Origin of the sequence: Kitasatospora sp. A2-31, from assembly GCF_022288725.1 — a bacterium.
GTDB lineage: Bacteria > Actinomycetota > Actinomycetes > Streptomycetales > Streptomycetaceae > Kitasatospora.
The window spans coordinates 281,151-306,351 of sequence record NZ_JAKNTA010000002.1; the positions used below are offsets into that span (position 1 = coordinate 281,151).

General features: G+C 75.4%; 11 protein-coding genes. 2 read left to right on the plus strand and 9 right to left on the minus strand.

Annotation, left to right across the window (positions count from 1 at the left end; genetic code table 11):
- Positions 1 to 351: 351 nt before the first annotated feature.
- Entirely contained in the window at positions 352 to 1,662 is a 1,311-nt protein-coding gene (locus MCM47_RS06165; protein WP_238859299.1) for an SgcJ/EcaC family oxidoreductase, read from the plus strand.
- A 123-nt stretch (positions 1,663 to 1,785) separates the two neighbouring features.
- Here MCM47_RS06165 and MCM47_RS06170 read toward each other — a convergent pair whose 3' ends face one another.
- Together MCM47_RS06170 and MCM47_RS06175 are read right to left on the minus strand one after the other, a co-directional pair.
- Entirely contained in the window at positions 1,786 to 2,583 is a 798-nt protein-coding gene (locus MCM47_RS06170; protein ID WP_238859301.1) for an N-formylglutamate amidohydrolase, read from the minus strand.
- Between the two features lie 124 nt (positions 2,584 to 2,707).
- On the minus strand, positions 2,708 to 3,262 hold the full coding sequence (locus tag MCM47_RS06175) for an ester cyclase (protein WP_238859303.1): 555 nt from the start codon (positions 3,260 to 3,262) through the stop codon (positions 2,708 to 2,710).
- Between the two features lie 114 nt (positions 3,263 to 3,376).
- Here MCM47_RS06175 and MCM47_RS06180 point away from each other — a divergent pair, with 114 nt between their 5' ends.
- On the plus strand, positions 3,377 to 3,991 hold the full coding sequence (locus tag MCM47_RS06180; protein WP_238859306.1) for a TetR/AcrR family transcriptional regulator: 615 nt from the start codon (positions 3,377 to 3,379) through the stop codon (positions 3,989 to 3,991).
- A gap of 650 nt (positions 3,992 to 4,641) precedes the next feature.
- Here MCM47_RS06180 and MCM47_RS06185 read toward each other — a convergent pair.
- The 7 genes from MCM47_RS06185 to MCM47_RS06215 all read right to left on the minus strand — a co-directional run.
- Entirely contained in the window at positions 4,642 to 5,895 is a 1,254-nt protein-coding gene (locus MCM47_RS06185) for an MFS transporter (protein WP_238859308.1), read from the minus strand.
- 130 nt (positions 5,896 to 6,025) lie between these two features.
- Positions 6,026 to 7,291 carry a KamA family radical SAM protein gene (locus MCM47_RS06190; protein WP_238859310.1) on the minus strand — a complete coding sequence of 422 codons (1,266 nt, stop codon included), beginning with the start codon at positions 7,289 to 7,291 and terminating at the stop codon, positions 6,026 to 6,028.
- Positions 7,292 to 7,439: 148 nt separating this feature from the next.
- Entirely contained in the window at positions 7,440 to 7,655 is a 216-nt protein-coding gene (locus MCM47_RS06195; protein ID WP_238859312.1) for an MbtH family NRPS accessory protein, read from the minus strand.
- A 174-nt stretch (positions 7,656 to 7,829) separates the two neighbouring features.
- Positions 7,830 to 9,056, minus strand: a complete 1,227-nt coding sequence (locus MCM47_RS06200) for a cytochrome P450 (RefSeq protein WP_238859314.1) — start codon at positions 9,054 to 9,056, stop codon at positions 7,830 to 7,832.
- On the minus strand, positions 9,053 to 16,444 hold the full coding sequence (locus MCM47_RS06205; protein ID WP_238859315.1) for a non-ribosomal peptide synthetase: 7,392 nt from the start codon (positions 16,442 to 16,444) through the stop codon (positions 9,053 to 9,055). Before MCM47_RS06205 ends, MCM47_RS06200 begins: the two co-directional genes overlap by 4 nt.
- Positions 16,441 to 24,384: a non-ribosomal peptide synthetase gene (locus MCM47_RS06210; RefSeq protein ID WP_238859316.1), complete on the minus strand. Its 7,944-nt coding sequence runs from the start codon at positions 24,382 to 24,384 to the stop codon at positions 16,441 to 16,443. Before MCM47_RS06210 ends, MCM47_RS06205 begins: the two co-directional genes overlap by 4 nt.
- Positions 24,381 to 25,201: phosphopantetheine-binding protein (locus tag MCM47_RS06215; RefSeq protein WP_238859317.1), on the minus strand; the 821-nt coding region annotated here is incomplete at its 5' end. The genes MCM47_RS06215 and MCM47_RS06210, both read right to left, overlap by 4 nt.

Genomic DNA, 25,201 nt, shown 5'->3' on the forward strand with positions numbered 1-25,201 from the left:
GAAGCAACGTGCCGGACTCCGGCGCACCTTGGCGGTCGGTGCCGCTGCGAGGTCGGTGACGGCGCCCTGACGTTTCGCCGAACCGGCCTTCTGCTCCGACTGCTCCGAACCACTCCGATAACCATCGAGTTATCGATCAACGCACAAAGCCTGCGTTGATCCGGACACGGCCCGCACGGGAGGCTTGGGGCCACCCGGGCAGGCTGCCCGCAGGCACTCGCGCCGGCTCGCGGGCCCCGCCGGGCGGATGATCGATCTGAGACGAACCCCTGCGCGCACTGCGCCGGTTCGAAGCAAGTCACCATGTCCTCGAACGAGACGTCATGTCTCGTTCCTCAAGACGGGAACGTCATGAAGGTTCTGCTCACCGGTGCTACCGGGTACATCGGTTCGGCCGTCACCGACCATCTCGCTGCCGCCGGTCACCAGGTCGTGGCGCTGATCCGGGGTGCCGAGTCGGGGCCGGGCCGGGGGTGGCACGCCCGGTTGGTCGGTGACACCGCCGATCCGGGGTCGTTGGCGGGCGTGGTCACTCCGGACATCGAGGCCGTGATCCATCTGGCGCCCCCGAGCGGGGACGTCGACGTCGACACCGCCGTGGTCGAGGCGCTCGCCGCTCCGCTGCGCGGCACCGGCCGTCCCTTCGTCTACACCAGCGGTGTCTGGGTGCTCGGCGCCACCGGCGGGGCCCAGGAGGTCGACGAGCGGGCGCCGACGCGCCCGATCGACATCGTCGGTTACCGCCCGCGGATCGAGCAGCGGGTGCTGGCCGAGGCGGCCGAGGGGGTGCGCGCGGTCGTCGTGCGGCCCGGCATCGTGTACGGCCGCGGCGGCGGCATCCCGGCGATCCTGGTCGACCGGGCCCGTGCGCAGGGGGTGCCCGAGTACTACGGCGAGGAGGGGGTGCGCTGGCCGACCGTCCACGTGGACGACCTGGCCGACCTGTTCGTGGCCGCCGTCGAGCGGGCCGAGGCCGGCACCCTGTGGCACGGGGTGGGCGAGTCGGCCGTCCCGGTCCGGGAGGTGGCCCGGGCCGCCGGCCGCGCGGCCGGCGTGCTCGCCGCCCCGCACCCGGTGCCGGTGGCGCAGGCCGCCGAGGTCTTCGGCCCGCTGTTCGCGGACGCGCTCGCCCTCGACCAGAGCGTCAGCGGCGCCGCCGCCCGTGCGGTGCTGGGCTGGCGCCCGCAGCGGCCGGGCGTGGTGACCGAGCTGGTCGCCGGCTCCTACCGCCCCGTCGAGGTGTTCGGCGCTCCCCCCGGGCCGCAGACCGACGCCGAGGTCGCGGCGATCCGCCACCTGGTGGCCGAGGTCGAGCACGCCCAGCACAACGAGCTGGTCGACCGGTTCCTGAGCGTCTTCCGCCGCCAGGACCCGGTGTGGACCACCGGCCACGGCAAGCGCCTGTCGGGCTTCGAGGAGATCGCGGCCTTCACCCGCAAGGTCCTGCCCGGCGCGGCGGCCGAGTCCACCGCGGTCTACGACGTCGAACGCGTGCTGTTCCTGCGCCCCGACGTCGCCGCGGTGAACGTGCGCCAGCAGCCGGTGCGCCACGACGGGGCCCGGATCGCCGACCGGCCCGAGGGTCGCCCCTTCTACATCCTGGTCAAGGAGGACGGCACCTGGCGCATCGGCGCCGCCCAGAACACCGTCGCGGTCGACTGACGGTCTGCACGGCCCGGACGGCCCGGACGGCCCGGACGGCCACACGGCCTCTGGCGAGCCGACGGCCTCGGATGCCCCCGGCCGCCGGTCGGCCGGGGGCCTTGCCGGCCGACCGGAATGCCGTCAGGCGGACACGCGGTCGACGAGGTCGGCCAGGGCGTCCGCCAGAGCGCCGAGCCCGGGGCCGGCCGGGCCTCCGGGCTCGGCCATGTAGAGGTCACGGCGGATCTCCACCATGAGCGCGCTGACGTTCGCGGCCTTCCCGTAGTACCGCAGGGGCACGTACGTTCCCGCGAAGGGGCTGTCGAGGCCGGTGCCGCCGAAGCCCCCGAACGCCTGCTGCGCCGCCTCGACGAGGGCGGCGGGCGTGTGGAAGGGGTCCGTGCCGAGGCAGATCGGCGGCCGGGGGCCGTCGCCGTGGAGCTCGTACGGCAGGGCCTTCGTCGGGTAGGAGTGGACGTCGACGATCACCGCGCGCCCGACCGCTTCGATGCGCTGCGCGACGGCGGCCGTCACCGCCGCGGCGTACGGGTGGAAGTAACGATCCAGCAGCGGCCGTCCGTCGAAGCCGGCCGGGCGGAGCTCCTCGCGGTGGGTGGTCCGGGTGTAGACCGCCCCCATCCCGGCGGCCAGCATCTCCTCGCGCTCGTCGGGGAACCGCTCGGGGTCGACGACCAGACGTGAGAGCCGGTTGACGAACCGCCAGGGTGTGAGGCGTGCTGCTGCCGCCGCCCCGGCGGCGATCTCGGCCGTGTGCGCGTCGGTGATGTGGTCCAGCTCCCGTGCGAGCGCCCGGTCGTCCGGGACGATCCCGGCGCGGACGTCGGTGGGTATGGCGCGGGCGGAGTGCGGGACGTGCAGGATCACGGGGGAGTCGGGCGAGCCGGGGTGGAGCCGGAAGGACGCGGGGGTGTCGGTCATCTGTTCCTCACTGTGTCGGGTGGCTTGATGAAGTGTCACCTCTCCGATCCTCCGCCCCGCCTCCGGGGCGGAGGATCGGGTGGTGGTCACCCGGCTTGCCCGGCGCTTCCCCGGCGGGGGCGTGCTAGCGAGCGGTGGCTGCCGCCCGTTCGGCCGCTTCGGCGATCTGCGTTGCGGCGCGCGCGGCGTGTCCGGAGTCGTGCCAGTCCCGGATGCTCTGGGCGGTGGGGCCGGGAGGAACGATGCCGAGCTGCCCGAGCAGGGCGAGGTCGTCGCGGACCGCCTCGTGCCGGACGACCTTGCCGTCGCGCAGGTGCAGCACGTGGACCTGCTCGGAGTCGATCTCGGCTCCCGTGGGCGGGATCGCCTGGAGGAGCTCGCCGTCGCGGTAGTGGACGAAGGGGCCGGTGTGCCGGCCCTGCATGTGCAGCCGTATCCACACCTGGTCGCCGTCGTGGGCGAGGTCGGTGACGGGAAAGCGCAGGTCGGAGAAGGCGGAGCGCAGCCAAGCGCCCGAGGCCAGCACGCCCGCCGGTCCGGGGAGCGAGGACGCGGCGGGGGAGACGACCGCCTCGCGGTTGGTGAAGTCCTCGTGCACGACTGCTGCGGCCAGCGTCCCGTCTCCGGTCGCCAGGACCGTGAAGAGTCCGCGGGCCGCGTCCTCGGCTGACATCGCCATGGGGTTCGGTTCCTCTCGGGCATGCGCGGGCGGCCCGGTCGCCGCCCTGACGGATATTCAGGTTACACATCGCCTATTGAATAGGTCGAGCATTTCTGCGGCTAGGCTGGCCTCGTGCCGACCAAACGCAAGTACGTCTCACCCCGCCGGGAGGAAGCCGCTGCCCAGACGCGTGCGCAGATCCTCCGGTCGGCGACCCGGCTGTTCGCCGAACGCGGCTACGGGCGGGTGACCGTCGCGGACATCGCCGCCGAGGCGGGCGTCTCCTCGAAGGCCGTCTTCGCGAGCGCCGGGAGCAAGGGCGACATCCTCAATGAGATCGTGGACACGGCCGTGCGGGCCTCCGGCTACGAGCAGGCGATGCGTACCGTGCTCGCCGAACAGGAGCCGGAGGCCGTTCTCCGGGCACTGGCCCACGGCACCCGGGCGGGGAACGAAGGCATGTTCACCGTCCACGAGGCGATCCACAAGGCACTGCCGTCGCACGAGGACGGCGAGGCCCTGTGGGAGCGCGCCACCGCCGACTACCGTGCCGCCCTTCGCGCCGCGGCGGGCCATCTGCACGGCCTGGCGCCGCTCGCCTGGCCGGAGGAGGAGACGGCGGACCTCCTGTGGTTCTGGTTCGGCCCGGGCGGCTGGCGCACCCTGGTCGCCGAGAACGGCTGGCCCTGGGACCGCGCCGAGGCCTTCCTCCTTCGCACCGCCCTCGCCACCCTGCGAGCCTCGTGATCCCGTGCTTCCCTAACTCCCCGGCAGGAAGGGCTTCGGCCGGCGCCTCCCGGTCGTCCGGCTCCAGGAGTGCCTCGCCGCGGAGGCGACGCACTACCGCGGACGGCTGCCGATGAAGGCCCGTGAGGTTCCCGGACGTCGGTCAGCCCGCCGGGCAGTCCGAGGAGCGCCGTCACGAGGCGGGTCCGTCGCTGAACGCCCCCCGGCCCGGGCGCCGTGGATGGCATGTTCGCGGCCGAAAGACGGCAGGTCAAAGCCCTGGTCGCCGCGGATCCAGGGGTCTAGCATTCCGGTCACAGCAGTCCCACCACTCCCCTTGCCGGGCTGCTGAGCAGAGCAGCCGCGCCAGGGCCCGGTGCGGCGTGCCTCCCCACCGGTCGGGGCCTTGGGAACACCCCCTCGTTCCGCAGGGCCCCGGCCGGGCTGCGCCGCTCCAAGCGGCGTCGCAACCGGTGCGACCGGCGGCCACTCCCGGCCGCGGTCCTGGGCCCGCCCGGAAATCCGGTTCGCCTCAGGTGAATGACGAAGGGCCGGCCCGCGGCCCGGTTCGGGGGCGGGCCGGCTCCGTCGAGGTGTGGGCCGGCTCCGTCGAGGTGTGGGAGGGTGCTCACCGACCGGTGCGCCCGGCGCCTGCACGGGTCGGACGGGGGTCAGGGCTCGGTGGACATCGACCTGATGCCGGTGCTGAAGGTGGCGGTGACGGCGCCGATGGAGACGATCAGGGCGAAGACCAGCATCGCCGCCGCGCTGGACAAGTGGTCCAGCAGAAGGCCCGCCAGGGCGGGGGCCAGCGCCGCGGCGGAGGTGGCGGCCAGGATGACGACGCTGAAGACGCGGCCCTGGAGGTGGTCCGGGGTGATGGCCGCCTGGTAGCCGAAGAGGGCCGCGTTGGCGGTGGGGCCGAGGAAGACGGCGGCGGCCAGCGGCACGGCGGCCAGCACGCTGGTGGAGAAGAGTGCGCTGGCGGCCATCAGCGCGGCGGTGGCCCAGCTGAGCACCAGGATCAGGGTCGGCAGCCGCAGCCGGCGCTGGACGGAGGGGGCGGCGAAGGCGCCGAGGAAGCCGCCCACCGCGAAGATCGTGCTCGCCAGGCCGACCAGGTAGGACGAGGTGCCGGAGCGCTGGAGCGAGACGATGATCGCGAAGATCATGCCCGTGAACGCCATGTTGAGCGGGGCGGCGATCAGCAGCAGGGCGCGCAGGAAGGGGTTGGCCAGGACGAACCGCAGGCCCTCGGCGCCGGCCGCCGCGCCGGAGGACTCGGCCGTCTCCTTCCGCGGCTCCTGCATCGGCTCGCGGATCGCCAGCAGGGCGGCCAGCGAGAGCAGGTGGCTCACCGCGTTGCCGAGGAACGGCAGCGACCGGCCCAGCCCGAACAGAAGACCGCCCAGCGGCGGGCCGGCCAGCTGCGTCCCGTACGAGCGCGCCTCGTTGCGGGCGACCGCGTCGGAGAGCTGGTCGGGACGGACCAGGTTGCGTACCGCCGCGTGCTCGGCGGTGCTGAACACGGCGTTGGCGGCGGCGCCGACGACCACCAGCACCAGCACCATCACCATGCCGGCGGCGTCGGCGAGCACGGCGGCGCCGAGCGCGCCGTAGGCGGCGGCCCGCAGGACGTCGCAGAGCACCATCAGCCGCCGCCGGTCGAAGCGGTCGGCCAGGACGCCGGCCGGCAGCCGGCAGACCATGCCGGCGACCAGGGCGGTGGTGCCGACCAGGCCAGCCTGAGTGGGCGAGCCCGTGAGCTGGAGCACCAGCAGCGGCAGGGCCAGGTTGGCCATGGCGCTGCCGAGGTCCGAGAGGCACTGGCTGGTCCAGAGCAGGTTGAAGGCGCGGTTGCGCCAGAGACCGGTCGGTGGCTCGGTCCCGGCGGCGGGGACGGTGTCCTCGGTGGTCGGCCGCACTACTGCCTCGCTTTCGGAGCACGTCGGGTTCGGCGAGCGGGTGCCTCGGAACCAGGGCGGGCCGGGACGGACCGGAGGGCCGGGGCGGACGGGAGGGCCGGGGCGCACGAGGCGGGCGGGACGGACGGCGTCACCGGGGCCACCAGGAGCCGAGGGCCGGCCGCAGGTCGTCGAACCACTCGGCGGCCGGGTCGTGGTGGGCGAAGAACTGGCGGCCCACCTGCCGTGCGTCACGGGCCTGGAGCAGCCGCAGCGAGAACACCTCGGTACCGCCGATGTCGGTGACGGCGTCGATGAGCACCTTGCCGGGGGCGGCCGACATCACCGGCCCCCGGGCGCTGCGGGCCAGGCCGGAGACGCCCCGCACGGAGTCCGTGTAGATCTGCAGGGCCCGGGTCAGCGGGACGCCGAAGTAGTTGCGGGCGCCCGTGTCGCGCTCGACGAACATGTAGTAGGGCACCACGCCGAGTTCGACGAGCCGCTGCCACATCGCGGACCAGTCCTCGGCCCGGTCGTTGACGTGCGCGATGACCGGCGCCTGGGCCCGGATCACCGCCCCGGTGGCCCGGATGCGCCGGATCGCCTCCCCGACCTCGGGGTGTTCCAGTTCGCGGACGTGGGAGAAGTGGGCCATCACCGCCACGTGCCGGCCGGCGGCCACGATGCGGTCGAACAGCCGGAGCATGTCGTCGGCGTCCTGGTCGGTGGTGAAGCGGGCGGGCCAGTAGGACAGCGCCTTGGTCCCGAAGCGGATCGTCCGGACGTGCTCCAGCTCCGGGGCGAGCAGCGGGCTCACCCACCGGTCCAGCACCGTGGCGCTCATGATCATGGGGTCGCCGCCGGTGAAGAGGACGTCGGTCACCGAGGGGCTGGCGGCCAGGTAGGAGACCACCCGGGAGACGTCGGACGCCGCCTGCCGGATGTCGGCGTTGCCGACGAACTGGGACCAGCGGAAGCAGTACCCGCAGTAGGAGTGGCAGGTCTGCCCCTGCGAGGGGAAGACCAGGACCGTCTCGGCGTACTTGTGCTGCACGCCGGCCAGGGGGCCGCCCTCGTGGACCGGCACGTTCGCGTCCACCTGGGCGCCCGGGTTGGGGTTGAGCTGGGCGTGGGCCGCGCGCGCGGCCTTGCGGATCACGGCCGGGGAGGCGGCGGCCAGGTGGAGTGCCGACAGGGTGTCGAACATGTCCGGCGGCAGCATGTCCCGGTGCGGGAAGGTGAGCCGGAAGATCGGGTCGTCGGGGACGGCGGACCAGTCCACCAGCTCGTCCACGACGTACTGGTTGACCTTGAACGGTAGGACCGAGGAGACCACCCGCAGTTCGTGCAGGTACTCCGCGGGCATGCCCCGCTCGGCGGCCAGCCGCTCCAGCCGCTCGTGGGAGTAGACCTTCATCACCACCACCTCACGCTCTGTCCTGCTTTCTCGTGTTTCTCGTGGATGCCCGGAGCCCCTTCGGCCGCCGGGCGCCTGGGGCCGCGCGGGCCCGGGGCCGTCGCGTCGGTGCGGCGGCCCCGGGTGCGGATTCGTCAGGTGCGGGGTGTCAGGAGCGCTCGGCCGCGGCCATCCGCAGCCGCAGGCTCAGCGGGCGCATGTCCGTCCACACCTCGTCGATGTGGGCCAGGCAGGCGCTCTTGACGCCCTCGAAGCCGGTGGCCGTCCAGCCGGTGGGCAGCTCGCGGCCCGCGGCCCAGATGGAGTACTGCTCCTCGTGGTTCACCACGACCTGGTAGACGGTGTCGTCCTCGGTGTCGGACATCTCGGTGGTCCCTTCTGGTGTCTGGTGTCGGGTGTCTGGTGTCGGGTGTCGGGTGTTTGGTGTCGGGTGTCGGGTGTTTGGTGTTTGGTGTTGGGTGTCGGGCTGTGTCGGGCGTTGGCTGTCGGTGTCCGGTGTGGCGGGCGTCAGGTGACGGGGGGTCGGTGGGCGGCCGGCCTAGAGCCGGACCGGCAGCGACCGGAGACTGCGGTTGAGCAGCGAGGGCTGCCAGCTGACCTCGTGGCCGGCCAGGGCGAGGTGCGGCGAGGCCGCCAGCAGGTCGGTGAGCGCGGCTCCGGCGACCAGGCGGGCCAGCGGCGCGCCCAGGCAGAAGTGCTCGCCGTGGCCGAACCCGAGGTGCGGATTGGGGGAGCGGCCGATGTCCAGCTCGTCGGGGCGGTCGAACCTGGACGGGTCCCGGTTGGCGGCCGCGGTGACCAGGTAGAGCCGGTCACCGGCCCGCAGCGTGCGGTCGCCCAGGGCGAAGTCGGCCGCGACCTGGCGGACCGACAGCTTGGAGGGCCCGTCGAAGCGCAGCAGTTCCTCCACGGCGCCGCGCGCCGACTCGGGGTCCGCGCGCAGCCGTTCGAGCTGGTCGGGTCGGCGCAGCAGGTTCCACACACCGACGGCGATCAGGTTGCTGGTGGTCTCGCCGCCCGCGAACGCGATGTGGGTGAGCATGGCGACGAACTCGTCCTCGCCGACCTCCTCGCCCACCAGACCGCCGGCCAGGGCCGCGCTGATCAGGTCGGCGCCCGGCTCCTCGCGGCGCCTGCGGACCAGCCGGCGCAGGTAGCCGAAGAGGTCCAGCAGGGCCCGGTGGGAGTTCTCGGTCTCCTCCGGCGACTGCACCGAGCCGAGGGCGAGGTCGCCCACCTGGATCGCCCAGCGCTGGAAGTCCGCGGTGTCCTCGGGCGGCACGCCCATCCAGGCCGCCGCGACGGTGGCGGGCAGCGGGCGGGCGAAGTCGGCCACCAGGTCGGTGACCGGGCCGCCGGCGCCGGCCGCGGCGGTCAGCCGGGCCACCGCCTCCTGCACCATCGGGCGGTTGCGCCGGATCTGCCCGGGGCCGAAGGCGCCCCGGAAGACGCTGCGCAGCCGGCGGTGCTCGGGCGGGTCGACGAACACCATCCATCCGGCCATGATCCGGAAGGCGCGGGCGGCCTCCGGGCCGAGCAGGTGTAGGGGCGTCTGGGCCAGCACCGGGGTGATCCGGTCGGCGGACACCGCGGGCTCCGCGAAGCACGCGGCCACCTGGTCGTAGCCGGTCACCAGCCAGGCCCGGTTGGCCGGGCTCCAGTGCACGGGCGCGGCCTCGCGCAGCCGGGCGAGGCGGGGGAACGGGTCGGCGACGACCTCGTCGTCCAGCAGGTAGGGGTCGAGGGCCCGGTCGGTGGCGGTCACGGCATGCTCTCCATCAGGTCGGCGGCGATGGCGGCGACGGCGGCCACGTCCGGGTCGGCGACCATGCTCCGGTGGGTGCCGGGCAGGTGGTGGACGGTCAGCGCGCCGGGGAACAGCTCCCGGCAGCGCCGCTCGTACGCGGGGTAGCCCTCGCCGGCGGCGACGGACCTCCGCTCCGGGGCGGCGTCGACGGCCTCGGCGCTGACCAGCAGGTGCACCGGGCCCCGGTAGGGCTCGGGGCGGTAGCCGGCCGCGGCGCGCAGCAGGGCCGTCCACATCGCCACCGGCCAGTCGGAGCCCAGGCGGGCCTCCGCCTCGTTGACCCCGGCGGCGAGAAGGGTCGCCACCAGCTCCCGCTCCTGGCTGAGCCTGGCCGGGGTGCCGGGGGACAGCCCCCGGACCGCCTCGCGCAGGGCGACCGCGCGGTCGAGCAGGTCGAGCGCCTCGGTGACGGCGAACATGCCGTCCTCGTCGGGTACGGCGGGCTCCAACAGCAGCAGCACCTCGACCCGCTCGCCCGCGGCCGTGAGCTGGATGGCCATCTCCTGGGCGATGTTGCCCCCCATCGACCACCCGAGCAGCGCGTACGGGCCGTGTGGCCGGTGGGCCCGCAGCTGTCGGACGTAGTCCTCGGCCAGGGCCTGCATCGTGTCCGCGTCGGTGCCGCCGTCGAGGCCCCGGGCCTGCAGGCCGATCACCGGCCTGCCGGGCGGCAGGGCCTTGGCGAGCGGGAGGTACCAGGCGACGCTGCCGCCGCTCGGGTGCACGCAGTACAGCGGGTTCCCGCTGCCCTCGCGGAGCACGACCAGCACCTCGCCCTCCCGGCGCCGTGCCGGGGCGGCGGCGCCCGCGAGCCCCGCCGCGCCGTCCGGGCCGGCCTGGATCCGGGCGGTGACGGCGGCGGCCAGCGCGGCCACGGTGGGGTTCTCCAGCAGGTCGGCCACCCCGACCGGGAGGCCGAGGTCGCAGGCCCGGGCGGCGACCCGGACGGTGGTCAGCGAGTTGCCGCCGAGGTCGAAGAAGTCGTCGTGCACCCCGACCCGGTCCAGCCGCAGGATCTCGGCCCAGAGCTTGGCCAGCGTGGTCTCGGCCTCGGTGCGCGGCCCCACGTACGGGTGCTCCGGTTCGACCAGCCCGTCCGGCGCGGGCAGGGCCGCGCGGTCGAGCTTGCCGTTCGCGGTCACCGGCAGCGAGGCCAGCGGCACCAGCGCCGTCGGCACCAGGTAGGCCGGGAGGCGGTCGCGCAGCCAGCGGCGCAGCTCGGCGGTGGTGGGCAGGGCGGACCCCGCCGCCGGGACCAGGTACGCCACCAGGACGGCGTCGCCCGGCCGGTCGGTGCGGGCGAGGGCGGCGGCGGCCGCGACGGCCGGGTGCGAGGTCAGGACGGCCTCGATCTCGCCCGGTTCGATCCGGCGGCCGCGGATCTTCACCTGGCCGTCCAGCCGTCCGCCGAACTCCAGCTCGCCGTCCGCGCGCAGGCGCCCCCGGTCGCCGGTGCGGTAGAGCCGCCGACCGTGGCCGGCCGGGTCGGGGACGAACCGCTCCGCGGTCAGACCGGGCTGGCCGACGTATCCGAGGGCCAGGCAGTCCCCGCCGACGAGGATCTCCCCGGACACCCCGGTCGGGACGGGGCGCAGCGCCTCGTCGAGGACCAGGACGGTCGTCCGGGCCAGCGGCCGGCCGATCGGGACGGCGACCGCGTCGGGGGCGACGGTGCGCACGTCGTGCCGGGTGACGATGAAGGTGCACTCCACCGGGCCGTACGCGTTGATCAGGTGCAGGGCGGGCAGGCGGGTGCGCAGTTCGCGCAGGTGGGCCGGGGAGGCGGCCTCGCCGCCGGTGATCAGCTGGCGCAGGCCGGCCAGCGCGTCCGGGTCCTGTTCGACGACCAGGTTGAGCAGCGTGGTGGTGAGGAAGGCGGTGGTGACGCCGTGCCGCTTCAGCGAGGCGGCGATGCCGGCCGGGGTGAGCGGTTCGGCCGGGTGGAGCGCGCAGGTGCCGCCGGTCAGCAGCGGTCCCAGGATCTCGAAGACGGCTGCGTCCCAGCTGACGCTGCTCAGGTGCAGGACCGTCTCGTGTTCGTCCAGGCGCACGAAGTCCTGGGCGACGAGGGAGTCGACGACGGCGCGGTGCGGCAGTGCGATGCCCTTGGGGCGGCCGGTGGAGCCGGAGGTGTAGAGGACGCAGGCCGCACTGTCGGCGTCGGGCGGGGCGAGGCGGTCCCCATCGAAGCGGTCGCCATCGAGGCGATCCGCATCGAGGTGGTCGCCGTCGGGGAGGCCGCCGTCGGGGAGGTCCGCCTCGGTGTCGCCCTCGGCCAGGCTCAGCACCGTGCCCACCCGCTCGGGCACGACCTCGCGCCACGCGGGCTGGACGAGCACCACGTCCGCGCCGGTCTCCGCGACCATCCGGTCGAGGCGCAGGGCCGGGTCGCGGGGGTCCAGCGGCAGGTAGGCGGCGCCGGACCCGAGGATCCCGAGCATGCCGGCCACCAGCTCGGCGGAGCGTTCCGCGCACAACCCGACCACCCGGCCGGGTCCGGCGCCGTGGCGCCGCAGCCGCCGGGCGATCCGGTCGGCGCGCGCCCGTAGCCCGGCGTAGGTGATCGTGCGGCCGTCGGCCGTGGCCAGCGCCACCCGGTCGGGGTGCGCGGCCGCCCGCTCCTGGAACAGCGCCACCACGCTGCGGTCGTCCCGCGCCGCGGCGGCGTCCTGCACCGGGCGGAGGTCCTGTGCCTCGTCGGGCAGGCCCGGGGCCGCCTCCGGGTCGGCGACCATCGTGGCGAGCAGCGCGCAGTACGTGTCGGCGAGCCGTTCCACCTCGCCCCGGGACATCCGGCCGGCGTCGGCCTCGAACGAGACGCCCGTCGGGCCGGTGGTGACCATCAGTCCGAAGTTGGTCCGGGCGATCTCCTCGATGTCCTCCTTGTGCTCGCTGCCCAGGCCGTGGAAGTGCACGTAGTTGAAGGCGGTGTCCACCAGCACCTCACCGGCCCACCGGCCGCTCTGCAGCTCGGCCAGCGGGAAGCGGCGGTGGGGGATCACCTCCTGCTCGGCGGCGAAGACGTCCCGCAGCAGGCCGAGCCAGCTGGTCGCGGCGGAGTGCGTGCCGAAGGGCACCACGTTGAGGAACACGCCGCGCATGCCGTCCGCCCCGGCCCGTTCGGGGCGGCCGTTGGTGGCCATCCCGGTCGAGTAGGCGTCGCCGTCGGCGAGCCGGCGCATCAGGTGGTAGTAGGCGGTGAACAGCACCGTCCGGCGGGGCACCCCGGCCCGGGCGGCGAGCGCGTCGATGCCGGACCGCAGGTGTCCGTAGGAGCGCAGCGCCTCGCAGGTGGACTTGTCCGCCAGGTCGCCGCCGGCGGCGCGCGGCAGGCGCACCGGTGGGAAGGCCTCCACCATGGCGTCCCAGAACGCCCGGGCGGCGGGGTCGGCGACCGCGGCGCGCTCCAGCGCCACGTACTCGGCGAAGGCGGGCACCGGCGGCCCGTCCAGCGGGTCCGCCCCGGTCGCGCCGGCCGCCCCGGTCACCTCGGTCGCGCCGGCCGCCCCCGCCGCGCCGCTCGCGGGGTCGCCCCCCGCGCGGGCCCGGCGGTGCCGCTCGACCAGCTCGGCGATCAGCGAGGTGAGGCTCCAGCCGTCCAGGACCGCGTGGCAGTCGGTGATGGTGAGCCGGTACTCGGTCTCGTTCAGCACGTGCACGTGGAGCCGGATCAGCGGCGGTACCGCCAGCTCGAACCAGCGCCCCGCCTCGGCGCGCAGGTACTCGCGGACCCGCTCCGACCCGGCGTCCTCGTCCAGGCCCCGCAGGTCGTCCACCCCCACGGGCAACTCGGCCGACGGGTGGACCAGTTGCAACGGTTCGTCGTACCCGCTCCAGTCGAAGCCGGTCCGCAGGATCTCGTACCGGCGCACCACCGCCCGGGCGGCGTCGCGCATCGCCCCGGCGTCGAACCCGGCGGGCTCCTGGATCCGGAAGCTGGTCACGTTGTGGTACGCGCCCTTGCCCGCGTCGGCGAGCAGTTCGTAGAGCATGCCCTGCTGCATCCGGGTCAGCGGGTACGCGTCCACCAGCCCGGCGGGCAGCCGCTCACGGTCCGCCGCAGACAGCAGGGCGAAGGGCTCCACCGGTCCGGCCCCCGCCGGCACGTCCCGCCCGGAGGCGTCCGCCGCGCGCGCCCGCGCGGCGGCCTCGTCCACGGCGTGGGCCAGCTCGCCCAGCCCCTGGTGGGCGAAGACGTCGCGCAGCGCCACCGTCAGCCCCTGCTGCTCCGCCAGGCCCACCACGCGCAGCGCCAGGATCGAGTCCCCGCCGAGGTCGAAGAAGCGGTCGGTGACACCGACCCGTTCCACGCCGAGCGCCGTGCACCACACCCCGGCGAGTGCCCGTTCGGTCGGGGTGGCCGGCGGGACGTGCCGCCGGACGCTGTCCAGGCCGGTGCCCTCGGCCGCCGGCAGCGCCCGGCGGTCGACCTTGCCGTTGGCGGTCAGCGGCATCGCCGCGAGCACCGTGAACGACGCCGGCACCATCGGTTCGGGCAGCCGGTCGAGCAGCCGGCGCCGCAGCTCGTCCCGGTCCAGGGCGCCGCCGGGGACGAGGTAGGCGTGCAACCGGTACTCGCCGCTGCGCGTCCCCCGGGCCACCACGGCGGCCTGCTCGACGGCCGGGTGGCCCAGCAGCGCGGCCTCCACCTCGCCGAGCTCGATCCGGTGGCCGCGGATCTTCACCTGGTCGTCGGCGCGGCCCCGGTACTCCAGGGTCCCGTCGGGCAGCCGGCGGGCGCGGTCGCCGGTGCGGTAGAGCCGGGCCCCCGGCCGGGTGCCGAACGGGTCGGGGACGAAGCGCTCCGCGGTCAGCCCGGGACGGCCGAGGTAGCCGCGGGCCGGTCCGGCGCCGCCCACGTACAGCTCGCCGACCACACCGGCCGGGACCGGCCGCAGGTGCCGGTCCAGCACGTGGACGCTCAGGTCGCCCAGGGCGCGACCGATGGGCGAGAGTGCCGCGCCCGCGAGGTCCGCGGAGGTGACGGTGTGGTGGGTGACGTGCACCGTGGTCTCCGTGATGCCGTACATGTTGACCAGCCGGACCCCGGCGCCCGGGCCGTCCAGCCAGCCGTCCAGCTCGGGCAGGTCCAGCTTCTCCCCGCCGAGCACCACGGTCCGCACGCCGAGCGCGGCCAGCGGCCGCCCGGCGAGGGCGGCGCGCAGGTTGCGGAAGGCGCCGGGCGTCTGACTGAGCACCGAGACCCGCTCGGCCTCGACCAGCGCGGCGAACCGGCCCGGGTCCCTCGCGGTGTCCCGGTCGACCAGCACCACGCTGCCGCCCCGGGCCAGCGCGCCCCACAGCTCCCAGACCGAGAAGTCGAAGGCGTACGAGTGGAACAGGCTCCAGACCCCGCCCGGGGCCAGCTCCAGCGCCTCCTCGCAGGCGTCCAGCAGCCGGACCACCTGCCGGTGCGGGACGCAGACACCCTTGGGACGGCCGGTGGAGCCGGAGGTGTGGATGATGTACGCCAGCCCGTCGGCGTCGCCGAGCGGCTCCGGGTCCCGGTCCGGTTCGGCGTCCAGCGCCGGGTCGTCCAGCCGCAGCTGCACGCCGACCCCGGCCGGCACGCGGTCGCCGAGGCCGGGCGAGACCACCGCCAGCGCGACGCCCGCGTCCGCCGCCACGTACGCCAGGCGCTCGCGCGGGTGCTCCGGATCCAACGGCAGGTACGCGCCGCCGGCCTTGAGGATGCCGAGGATCCCCACCGCCAGGTCGGCGTCGCGCTCCACGCAGAGCCCGACCACCGTCTCGGGGCCGACGCCGGCGGCGCGCAGCCGGTGGGCGAGCCGGTTGGCCCGCCGGTTCAGGGCCGCGTAGCCGAGCCGCTCGCCCCCGGCGACCACCGCGAGCGCGTCCGGCTGCGCCGCCGCGTACCGTTCGAAGCGCCGGTGGAGCAGGTCGTCGCCGCCGTACGAGCGCTCCGGGGCCGCCCAGGCCGCCAGCCGGCGCCGCTCCTCCTGCGGCAGCAGCTCCAGCGCCGACAGCGGGGTGTCCGGGTGCGCGAGCGCCTGCTCCAGCAGGTGCACGTACTGCTCCGCCCAGCGCCGTACGGTCTGCGGGCTCCACAGGTCCGCCCGGTGGAAGAAGGCGGCGACCACCCCCTCGGGCCGGCGGGCGGCCTGGAGCACCAGGTCGAACTTGACGGCCTCCAGGTCCAGGTCGTAGCGGGTGCCGGTCAGCCCGGCGAGCCGGACCGGGCGGTCGTCGGCGTCGTCGTCCAGGCTGAACATGGCCTGGAACAGCGGGGTGCGGTGCAGCTCCCGGTCGGGGGCGAGCTCGTCGACGATCCGCTCGAACGGGACGTCCTGGTCCTCGTACGCGTCGAGGGCGTCCGCGCGGACCCGGTCCAGGACCTCGCCGAAGGACGGGTCCCCGGAGAGGTCGGCCCGCAGGACCGAGGTGTTGACGAAGAATCCGATCAGCCGCTCCACCTCGGGGCGGCTGCGCCCGGCGACCGGGGTGCCGACGGCGAAGTCACCCTGGCCGCTCCAGCGGGACAGCAGGACCTCGAACCCGGCCAGCAGGGTCATGAACAGCGTCGCCCCGTGCCGGCGGCCGAGCCCTTCCAGGCCGGCCACCAGCTCCGGCGCCAGCGCGAACTCGCGGACCGCGCCCGCGGTGGAGCGCCCGGCCGGGCGGGGGCGGTCGGTGGGCAGCTCCAGCGGCGGCAGCCCCGCCAGCCGTCCGCGCCAGCGGTCCGGCCGGTCGGCCTGCCCGTGCCCGGCCGCACTACGGCGTTGCCAGGCGGCGAAGTCGGCGTACCGGACGGGGGGTTCGGGCAGCGGGTCGCCGACGTAGCAGGCCTCCAGCTCGCGCACCAGGACGCCCATCGACCAACCGTCGGCGGCGATGTGGTGCACCGCCACCAGCACCACGTGCTCCTCCTCGGCGAGCCGCCAGACGGTGACCCGCAGGACCGGGCCGGTCGTCAGGTCGAAGGGCTCGTCGGCGGCTTCCCGGACGGCCCGGGCGAGCTCCCCGGCGGGGATCTCCCCGCGCCAGTCGACGCCGGGCCAGCCGGGGTCCACGTGCTGGCGCACGGCGCCGTCGGTCACGGTGAACCGGGTGCGCAGCGGCTCGTGCCGGTCCACCACCCGGTCGAAGGCGGCTGCCAGCCGTGCGCGGTCCAGCGGTCCGGTCAGCCGCCAGGCCACCGGGATGGTGTACGCCGGGCCCGGTCCCTCCAGCCGGTCCAGGAAGACCAGGCGCTCCTGACCGAACGACACCGGCAGGTCCCCGGTGCCGGCGACCGGTGTCATCGCGTCCGCGTCCGGGCCGGGGGCGGCCAGCCCCGCCAGCCGCCGGCGCAGCAGCTCCCGCTGAACGGGGGAGAGGTCGTTCATGCGTTCTCCTCCAGCTTCCGGGCGAGCCCGGCGATGGTCCGGGCCTCGAAGAAGGCGCGGAGCGTGACCGTGGCGTCGAGTCGTGACCGCAGCCGGGAGATCACCCGCATGGCGGTCAGGGAGTGGCCGCCGAGGTCGAAGAAGTCGTCCTCGACCCCGATGTCCGGCCGGTGGAGCAGTTCGGCCCACACCTCGGCGAGGGCCTTCTCGGTGTCGGTGCGCGGAGCGACGTGCGCGGCACCGCCGACGGTGACCGGCTCCGGCAACGCGGCCCGGTCCACCTTGCCGTTGCCGAGCAGCGGCAGGGCGTCCAGGACCACCAGGGCGGCGGGCACCATCGCGTACGGCAGGACGGCCTCCAGGTGGGCGCGCAGTGCGGAGACCGTCACCGGGGAGCCCGGCGCCTGCTGGGCGTAGCCGGTGAGCCGCCAGCCGTTCGCTCCGTCGGGGCGGGCGACCACGGCCGCCGCGCCCACACCGGGGTGCGCGGCCAGGGCCGCCTCCACCTCGGCGGGCTCGATCCGCACGCCCCGGACCTTCACCTGGCGGTCCAGCCGCCCGGCGAACTCCAGGGAGCCGTCGGCCAGCCAGCGGCCGCGGTCGCCGGTGCGGTACATCCGGGCACCGGGCGCGCCGAAGGGGTCGGGGACGAAGGCCGCCGCGGTCTGGCCCGGCCGGCCGTGGTAGCCGCGGGTGGGACCGGAGCCGCCGATGTACAGCTCTCCGAACACGCCGGTCGGCACCGGACGCAGCGCGGCGTCCAGCACCTGTACGCCGGTGCCCGGCATCGGCCGGCCGATGGAGACGGTCCGGGCCGGCACCGCCGGGTCGAGGTCCTCGACCGTGGTGGTCAGCGTGCACTCGGTCGGTCCGTAGTGGTTGACCACCCGGCGCAGCCCCGGCAGTGCGCGGTGCAGCCGGGCCAGCAGCTCCGGGGTGCAGGGCTCTCCGCTGAGCACCAGCAGGCGCAGCGCCGGCAGGTTCGCGGGGGTGAGGTCGCCGCCGTCGATCAGCTGGTGCAGGAGCGACGGCACCATGCTCAGCACGGCCGTCGGGACGGGCTTGCCCTCGCCGGCGAGGTCGTCCGCCAGGCCGGACAGGTCGGACTGGCCGGCCATCAGCACGGTCGCGCCGACGGTGAGCGGGCCGATGCAGTCGCGCAGGAAGGCGTCGAAGGAGGGCGAGGCCCGCTGCAGGACGACGTCCGCGGAGCTCAGCCGGTAGTGGGCGAGCACGGTGTCGAGGTAGGCGGTGACGGTGTCGAAGCAGGCCAGCACGCCCTTCGGTGTCCCTGAGGAGCCCGAGGTGTAGACCACGTAGGCGAGCCCGTCGGGCGCCGGGGCGGTGTCGGGGGCGGTGTCCGGGCGGCGCTCCAGCGCGGGGTCGGCCAGGGTGGCCTCGTCGACCACCAGCAGGATCCCCGCGTCCTGGGAGATCCGGGTGGTCCGGGCCTCGGGCAGGTCGGGGTCGAGCGCGACGAACGCGCCGCCGGCCTTCCAGACGCCGAGGACCGCGACCACGGTGTCGGCACCCCGGCGCAGCCGCAGCCCGACCCGGGTCTCCGGACCGACGCCGAGGGCGACCAGGTGGTGGGCGAGCCGGTTGGCCCGCCGGTCCAGCTCGGCGTAGCCGATCCGGACGTCCCCGCTGACCACGGCCGTCGCGTCCGGGGTGGTCCGGGCGTGATCGGCGATCCGCTCCAGCAGCGGGCGCCTCGGCGCGGTCCGCGGCAGGGCGCCCGGCCGGGGCGGCGTCGGCAGCAGGTCGCCGATGCGGGTGGCGGGGGCGACGACGGCCTCCCGCAGGATCCCGGTGTACGCCTGTGCCATCCGCCCGACCGTGGCCGCGTCCAGGATGTCGGTGGTGAAGTCGAGGGTGCCGGCCAGCCCGTCGGGGCCGTGCACGAGCTCCAGGGTGAGGTCCAGCTTGGCGGCCCCCCGGTCGACGGGCACGGCGGTGCCGGTGGCGGGGCCGAGCCGCAGGGTGTCCACGTTCCAGTCGTTGAAGCTGAACAGGGCCTGGAACAGCGGGGAGCGGTTGAGCTCCCGCTCCGGGTGCAGCTCCTCCACCAGGCGTCCGAACGGGACGTCCTGGTGCTCGTACGCGTCGAGGGCGTCCGCGCGGACCCGGCCGAGCAGCTCGGCGAAGGACGGGTCGCCGGCGAGGTCGGCCCGCAGCACCAGGGTGTTGAGGAAGAAGCCCACCACGTCGCGGACCTCGGGACGGCCGCGGCCGGCGACCGGGGTGCCGACGCCGAAGTCCCGTTGCCCGCTCCAGCGCCCGAGCAGCACCTGGTAGGCGGCCAGCAGGGTCATGAACAGGGTCGCGCCGTGCTCCCGGCCCAGTTCCTCCAGACGCGCCGTCAGCTCGGGGCCCACGGTGAACTCCACCGACCCGCCGGCGCCGGTGCGGACGGCCGGGCGGGGCCGGTCGGTGGGCAGCTCCAGGGCCGGCAGCCCGGCCAGCCGCTCCCGCCAGTGGGCGAGTTCCGCGGCCGACCCCTCGCCGCCGAGCCGCTCGCGCTGCCAGCGCGCGAAGTCGGCGTAGCGCACCGCGGGGCGGGGCGGCTCGGCGCCGTCGTGGCAGGCCTGGAGGTCGCGGACCAGCAGCCCGACCGACCAGCCGTCGGAGACGGTGTGGTGCATCGCCAGCAGCAGCACGTGCTCGTCCGCGCCGACGCGCCAGAGCACGGCCCGGAACAGCGGCCCGCCGACGAGGTCGAAGGGCACCCGGGCCTCGTCCCGCACCGCCCGCTCGGCCTCGGCGACCGACCGGGCCGCCCGCAGCTCCACACCGGGCCAGCCGGGGCGGATGTCCTGCGACACCACGCCGTCGGCCAGGGAGAACCGGGTGCGCAGCACCTCGTGCCGGTCCACCAGGGCGTCGAGGGCGGCGGCCAGCCGGCCGTGGTCCAGCGGCCCGGTCAGCCGCCAGGCCACCGGGACGGTGTAGGCGGCGCCGGCGCCCTCCAGGCGGTCCAGGAACACCAGGCGCTCCTGTCCGAAGGAGGCCGGCAGCCCGGTGTCGCCGGTGCCCCGGAGGATCGGGGTGTCCTCGGCGGGAGCGGTGGCGGCGAGCAGCCGGGCCAGCCCGGCGACGGTGCGGGCGGTGAAGAGGTCCCGGAAGGTCAGTTGCCGGCCGGTCCGTTCGGCCACCGCGCCGACCACCTTGATGGCGAGCAGCGAGTGCCCGCCGAGGGCGAAGAAGTCGTCGTCCGCGCCGGGGTCGTCGACGCCCAGCACCTCCGACCAGACGGCGGCGAGCTGCTGCTCCAGCCCGGGGGCCGGGCGGCGGCCGCGTACGGCCGGGGTGCGGGCCGGCGCGGGGAGGGCGGCCCGGTCCACCTTGCCGTTTCGGGTGAGCGGAAGTTCGTCGAGCACCACCACGGCGGACGGCACGAGGTACGCCGGCAGCTGCTCGCCGAGGAACCCGGACAGCCCGTCCAGCCCGGTGCGGTCGCCGACCACGTAGGCGACCAGCGCGAGGGCGCCGCTGCGGTCGGGCCGGGCCACCACCACGGTGTCCCGCACCGCCGGGTGACGGCGCACCGCACCCTCGACCTCGGCCGGCTCCACCCGGAACCCGCGGACCTTGACCTGCCCGTCGGCCCGGCCGACGAACTCCAGCCGGCCCCGGGCGTCCCAGCGCACCAGGTCGCCCGTGCGGTAGACGCGGCCGCCGGGGGGCCCGAACGGGTCGGGCAGGAACCGCTCGGCGGTGCGGCCCGGCGCCCCCGCGTACCCGCGGGCCAGGCCGGCGCCGCCGAGCAGCAGCTCCCCGACCACCCCGACGGGCACCGGCCGCAGCCGTTCGTCGACCACGTACGCGGTGGTGTTGTCCACCGGGCGGCCGATCGGCACCCCGCCGGCACCGCGGTCACGGTCGTCCACCCGGTGCCAGGTGGCGAAGGTGGTCGACTCGGCCGGCCCGTACATGTGCAGCAGCCGGTCGGGGCCCGGACCGGCGAGCAGGGCGCCCACCGCCGACGGATCGGCGGCCTCGCCGCCGAAGAGCACCGTCCGCAGGGCCGCGAGCGCCCGGGGCCGCTCCCGGACGACCTGGTTGAACAGCGCGGTGGTGAGGAACAGGGTGGTGACGCCGTGCCGGTCCAGGTGCGCGGCCAGGGCGTCCGGCGACAGCACCACGTCCGGCGGGGTGACCACCAGGGCCGCCCCGGCGACCAGGGTGGCCCAGACCTCGAAGGTCGCCGCGTCGAACACCGGGCTGGCCGCGAAGGCCACCCGGTCGTCCGGTCCGAGGGCGAGGTGGCTGCCCGCGCGCACGGTGCGCACCAGCGCCCGGTGGCTGATGGCGACGCCCTTGGGCCGCCCGGTGGAGCCCGAGGTGTAGACGAGGAAGGCGAGGTTCTCCGGGTCGGCCGCCGCCCCGGGCGCGGTGGCGGGCCGCCGGCCGATCCCGGCGGCGTCGCGGGCGAGGTCGACCACCCGGCAGCCCAGGGAGTCAAGGTCGGGCCGCCCGCCGGAGGTGACGAGCAGCAGCGCGCCGCTCTCCCCGGTCAGGTGACGGCTGCGTTCCACCGGCTGGTCGGCGTCCAGGGGCAGGTAGGCGGCGCCGGCCTTGAGCACCGCGAGCTGCGCCGCCACCAGCTCCGCGCCGCGGGGCAGGCTGACCGCCACCACGGTCTCCGGGCCGGCACCGAGGGCGATCAGGTGGTGGGCGAGCCGGTTGGCCCGCCGGTCGAGGTCGGCGTACGTCCAGACGGCGGTGCCGTCCACCACGGCCGGGCGGTCACCGTGCGCGGCGGCCCGGGCGGCGATCAGCCGGTGCAGGGCGAGCGGTTCGATCGGGGGAGTGGGGGCGGTGCCGGCCGCCACCAGCCGGGCCGCCTCCTCGGGGCCGAGCAGGTCCCAGTCGCCGAGCCGCCCGCCGGGGTCCGCGGCGAACGCCAGCAGCAGCCGGTGGTAGCCGGCGGCGAGCCGCTCCACGGTGGCGGGGTCGAACAGGTCCGTCGCGTACTCGATCAGACCGGTGCAGGTGCCGTCGGCGGCCCGGTCGACGAAGAGGGTGAGGTCGAACTTGGCGGTCCGCCAGCCGAGCGGGATCTCCTCGGCGGCCAGTCCGGGCAGCCGCAGCGCCGCGGTGGCGTCGCGGAGCGCGAACATGGTCTGGAACACCGGGTTGCGGCTGAGGTCGCGGTCCGGCCGCAGCTCCTCCACCACGCGCTCGAACGGCACGTCCTGGTGGTCGTACGCGCCGAGGACGGCCTCCCGGACCCGGCGGAGCAGATCGGGGAGGGTGGGGTCGCCGTCGAGGTCGGCCCGCACGGCAAGGGTGTTGGCGAAGAAGCCGACGACGTCCTCCACCTCGGCGTAGGAGCGGCCGGCGGCCGCCGTGCCGACGGCGAAGTCGCGCTGCCCGCTCCACCGGCCCAGCAGCACCTGGAAGGCCGCCAGCAGCAGGGTGTGCAGGGTGGTGGAGCCGTCCCGGGCGTACCGGTCCAGCGCGCGCAACGCGTCCTGCGGCAGGTCGAAGCGGTGGGTGGCCCCGTCGGTGCCCAGGACCGCCGGCCGGGGCCGGTCGGTGGGCAGCTCCAGGACCGGGACGCCGGCCAGTGCGCCGCGCCACCACTCCAGCAGGGCGGCCAGCCGCTCCGGGGTCAGGTCGGCGCGCTGGCGGCGGGCGAAGTCCGCGTAGCCCACCGGCGGCAGCGGCGGAGTGCCCCCGGCGTACAGCTCGCCCAGCTCGCGCGCGACGATGCCCAGTGACCAGCCGTCGGCGACCAGGTGGTGCAGCACCAGCAGCAGGACGTCGTGCCCGGGGAGGCGCAGCAGCAGGGCCCGCCAGGCCGGGCCCGCGGCGAGGTCGAACGGCCGGCGCAGCTCGGCGGCGATCTCCTCCTCCCACCCCTCGGAGTCGGCCAGGCGCAGGTCCACGACGGGCCCGGGGGCGATGACGGGCGGGCGGTCCGCGCCGGGGAAGCGCGTGCGCAGGGCGTCGTGCCGGGCCGCCAGGCGCTCCAGCGCGTCGCGCAGGACGGCCGCGTCGAGCCGGCCGTGCACCCGCCAGGCGATCGGGATGACGTAGTTCGCACCGTCGTCGTGCAGCTGGTGCAGGAACAGCAGCCGCTCCTGGCCGAACGAGGCGACCACCGGCTGGTCGTCGCCGCCCCGGGTGAGTGCCGGCCGGGCGGGGCCGGTGCCCGCGCGCTCGAGCGCGGCGGCGAGTGCGGCGACGGTCGGCCCCTCGAACAGGTCGCGCAGGGAGAGGTCGGCGCCCAGCTCCTCGCGCAGCCGGGCGATCAGCCGCACCGCGAGCAGCGACTGGCCGCCGAGGGCGAAGAAGTCGTCGTCGGCGCCGATCCGTTCGAGGCTGAAGACCGAGGCCCAGACCGCCGCCAGCCGCTCCTGGAGCCCGCTCTCCGGCGTCCGGTACGCGGTGGCGAGTTCGGGCCGGTCCGGGGCGGGCAGGGCCTTGCGGTCGAGCTTGCCGCTGGGTGTCAGCGGCAGCGCGTCCAGGAGGACGAAGGCGGACGGGACCATGTAGCCGGGCAGCCGGGCCGCCAGCCCCTCGCGCAGGTCCGCGGGGTCGAGGCCCTCGCCGACGGCGTACGCGACGATCCGCCGCTCGGCGGCCGAACCGGCGGCCACCACCACGGCCGCCCGCACGCCCGGCTGGTCGTGCAGCACGGCCTGGATCTCGCCCAGCTCGACACGGTTGCCGCCCAGCTTGAGCTGGTCGTCGGTCCGGCCCAGGTACTCGACCACGCCGGGCCGGTGCCAGCGCGCCAGGTCCCCGCTGCGGTACATCCGTCCGCCCGGTTCCCCGTACGGGTCGGGCAGGAAGCGCTCGGCGGTGAGGCTCGGCTGCCCGAGGTAGCCCCGGGCGAGCTGGACGCCGGCCAGGAACAGCTCGCCGCTGCCGTCGTCCGGGACGGGGCGCAGCTGCGGGTCGAGGATGTGCAGCCGGGTGTTCGCGACGGCCGCACCGATCGGCACCGACGGGCCCGGCCACTCGGGCCGGCACTGCCAGGCGCTGACCTCGATGGACGCCTCGGTGGGGCCGTACAGGTTGTGCAGTTCGATGTGGGGCAGCAGCCGCAGCACCCGGTTCTGGAGATCGGTGGGCAGCTCCTCGCCGCTGGTCAGGACACGGCGCAGGCTGCGGCACTCCTCGACCCCGCGCTCGCCGGCGAACAGGCCGAGCATGGTGGGGATGAAGTGGACGGTGGTGACGGCGCGCCGCTGGATCAGCTCGACGATGTACTCGCCGTCCCGGTGCCCGCCGGGCCGGGCGATCACCAGCCGCGCGCCGACGGTGAGCGGCCAGAACAGCTCCCACACCGACACGTCGAAGGCGTAGGGGGTCTTCTGGAGGACCCGTTCGTCGGCAGTCATCCCGTACTCGTGCTGGCCCCAGCGCAGCCGGTTGCACACGCCGCGGTGCTCGACCACCACGCCCTTGGGCTGTCCGGTGGAGCCGGAGGTGTACATCACGTAGGCGGCGTTCCGCTCGTCGACGACCACGCCGCACGGGCCGTCGGCGGCGTCGGAGTCCCCGGCGGCCGCGCCGGAGTCCCCGTGGGCCGCCGCCGGCTGCTCGACGACGCCGGCCAGGACGACCTCGGGCAGCTCCGGCCGGCCGAGGTCCAGGTCCATGCCGGGACCGCGGACCAGGGCGACCGGGCCGGCCCGGCCGACCATCGAGGCGAGCCGGTCGACCGGCAGCTCCAGGTCCAACGGCAGGTACGCCGCACCGCTCTTGAGGATGCCGAGCAGGGCCACGACCAGCTCGGGGGAGCGTTGCGCCCCGACGGCGACCACGGTCTCCGGCCCCGCGCCGAGGGCGCGCAGGCGGTGGGCGAGCCGGTTGGCCCGGCGGTCCAGCTCCCGGTAGGACAGTTCCGCGCCCTCGAACTCCAGGGCGACCGCGTCGGGACTGCGGCGGGCCTGTGCCTCGACCAGTCCGTGCACCGTGCTCATGGCTGCTGCCCCTTCAGTGCCTCGGCGACGTCCTCGCCGGTCATCGCCGCTATCTCCCGGGTCAGTTGCTCCTCGACGGCGGTGGCGAGCCGCGCCACGGTCGGCCCGTCGAAGAGCGCGCGCACGCCGATGTCGCTGCCGAACGCGGTGCGCATCCGGATGGCGACCCTGGTGGCGAGGAGGGAGTGGCCGCCGAGGTCGAAGAAGTTGTCGTGGACGCCGATCCGGTCGAGCTGCAGCACCTCCTGCCAGACCTCGGCGATGGTCTGTTCGGTGGGGTTGCGTGGCGGCGTGTAGTCGTGGGCGAGGTCCGGCCGGTGGTCGTCGGGGTCGGGGAGGCGGGTGCGGTCGGTCTTGCCGCCGACGGTGCGGGGGAGTTCGTCGAGGGTGATGAGCAGGGTGGGGACCATGTAGTCGGGCAGTCGTTCGGCGAGCCATTCGCGGATGTGCTGGGTGGTGGTGTGGGGGTTGGTGGTGTCGGTGGTGGTGGTGAGGTAGGCGATGAGGCGGTCGTGGTGGGTGGTGACGGCGGCGTCGTGGATGTGGGGGTGTTCGCGGAGGCGGGTTTCGATTTCGCCGGTTTCGATGCGGTAGCCGCGGATCTTGATCTGGTGGTCGGTGCGGCCGTGGTAGGTGAGGTGGCCGTCGGTGGTCCAGCGGGTGAGGTCGCCGGTGCGGTAGAGGCGGGCGCCGGGTTGGTCGGTGTGGGGGTCGGGGCGGAAGTGGTCGGCGGTGAGGGCGGGGCGGCCGAGGTAGCCGCGGGCGAGTTGGGTGCCGCCGATGTGGAGTTCGGCGATGGTGCCGAGGGGGGTGGGGG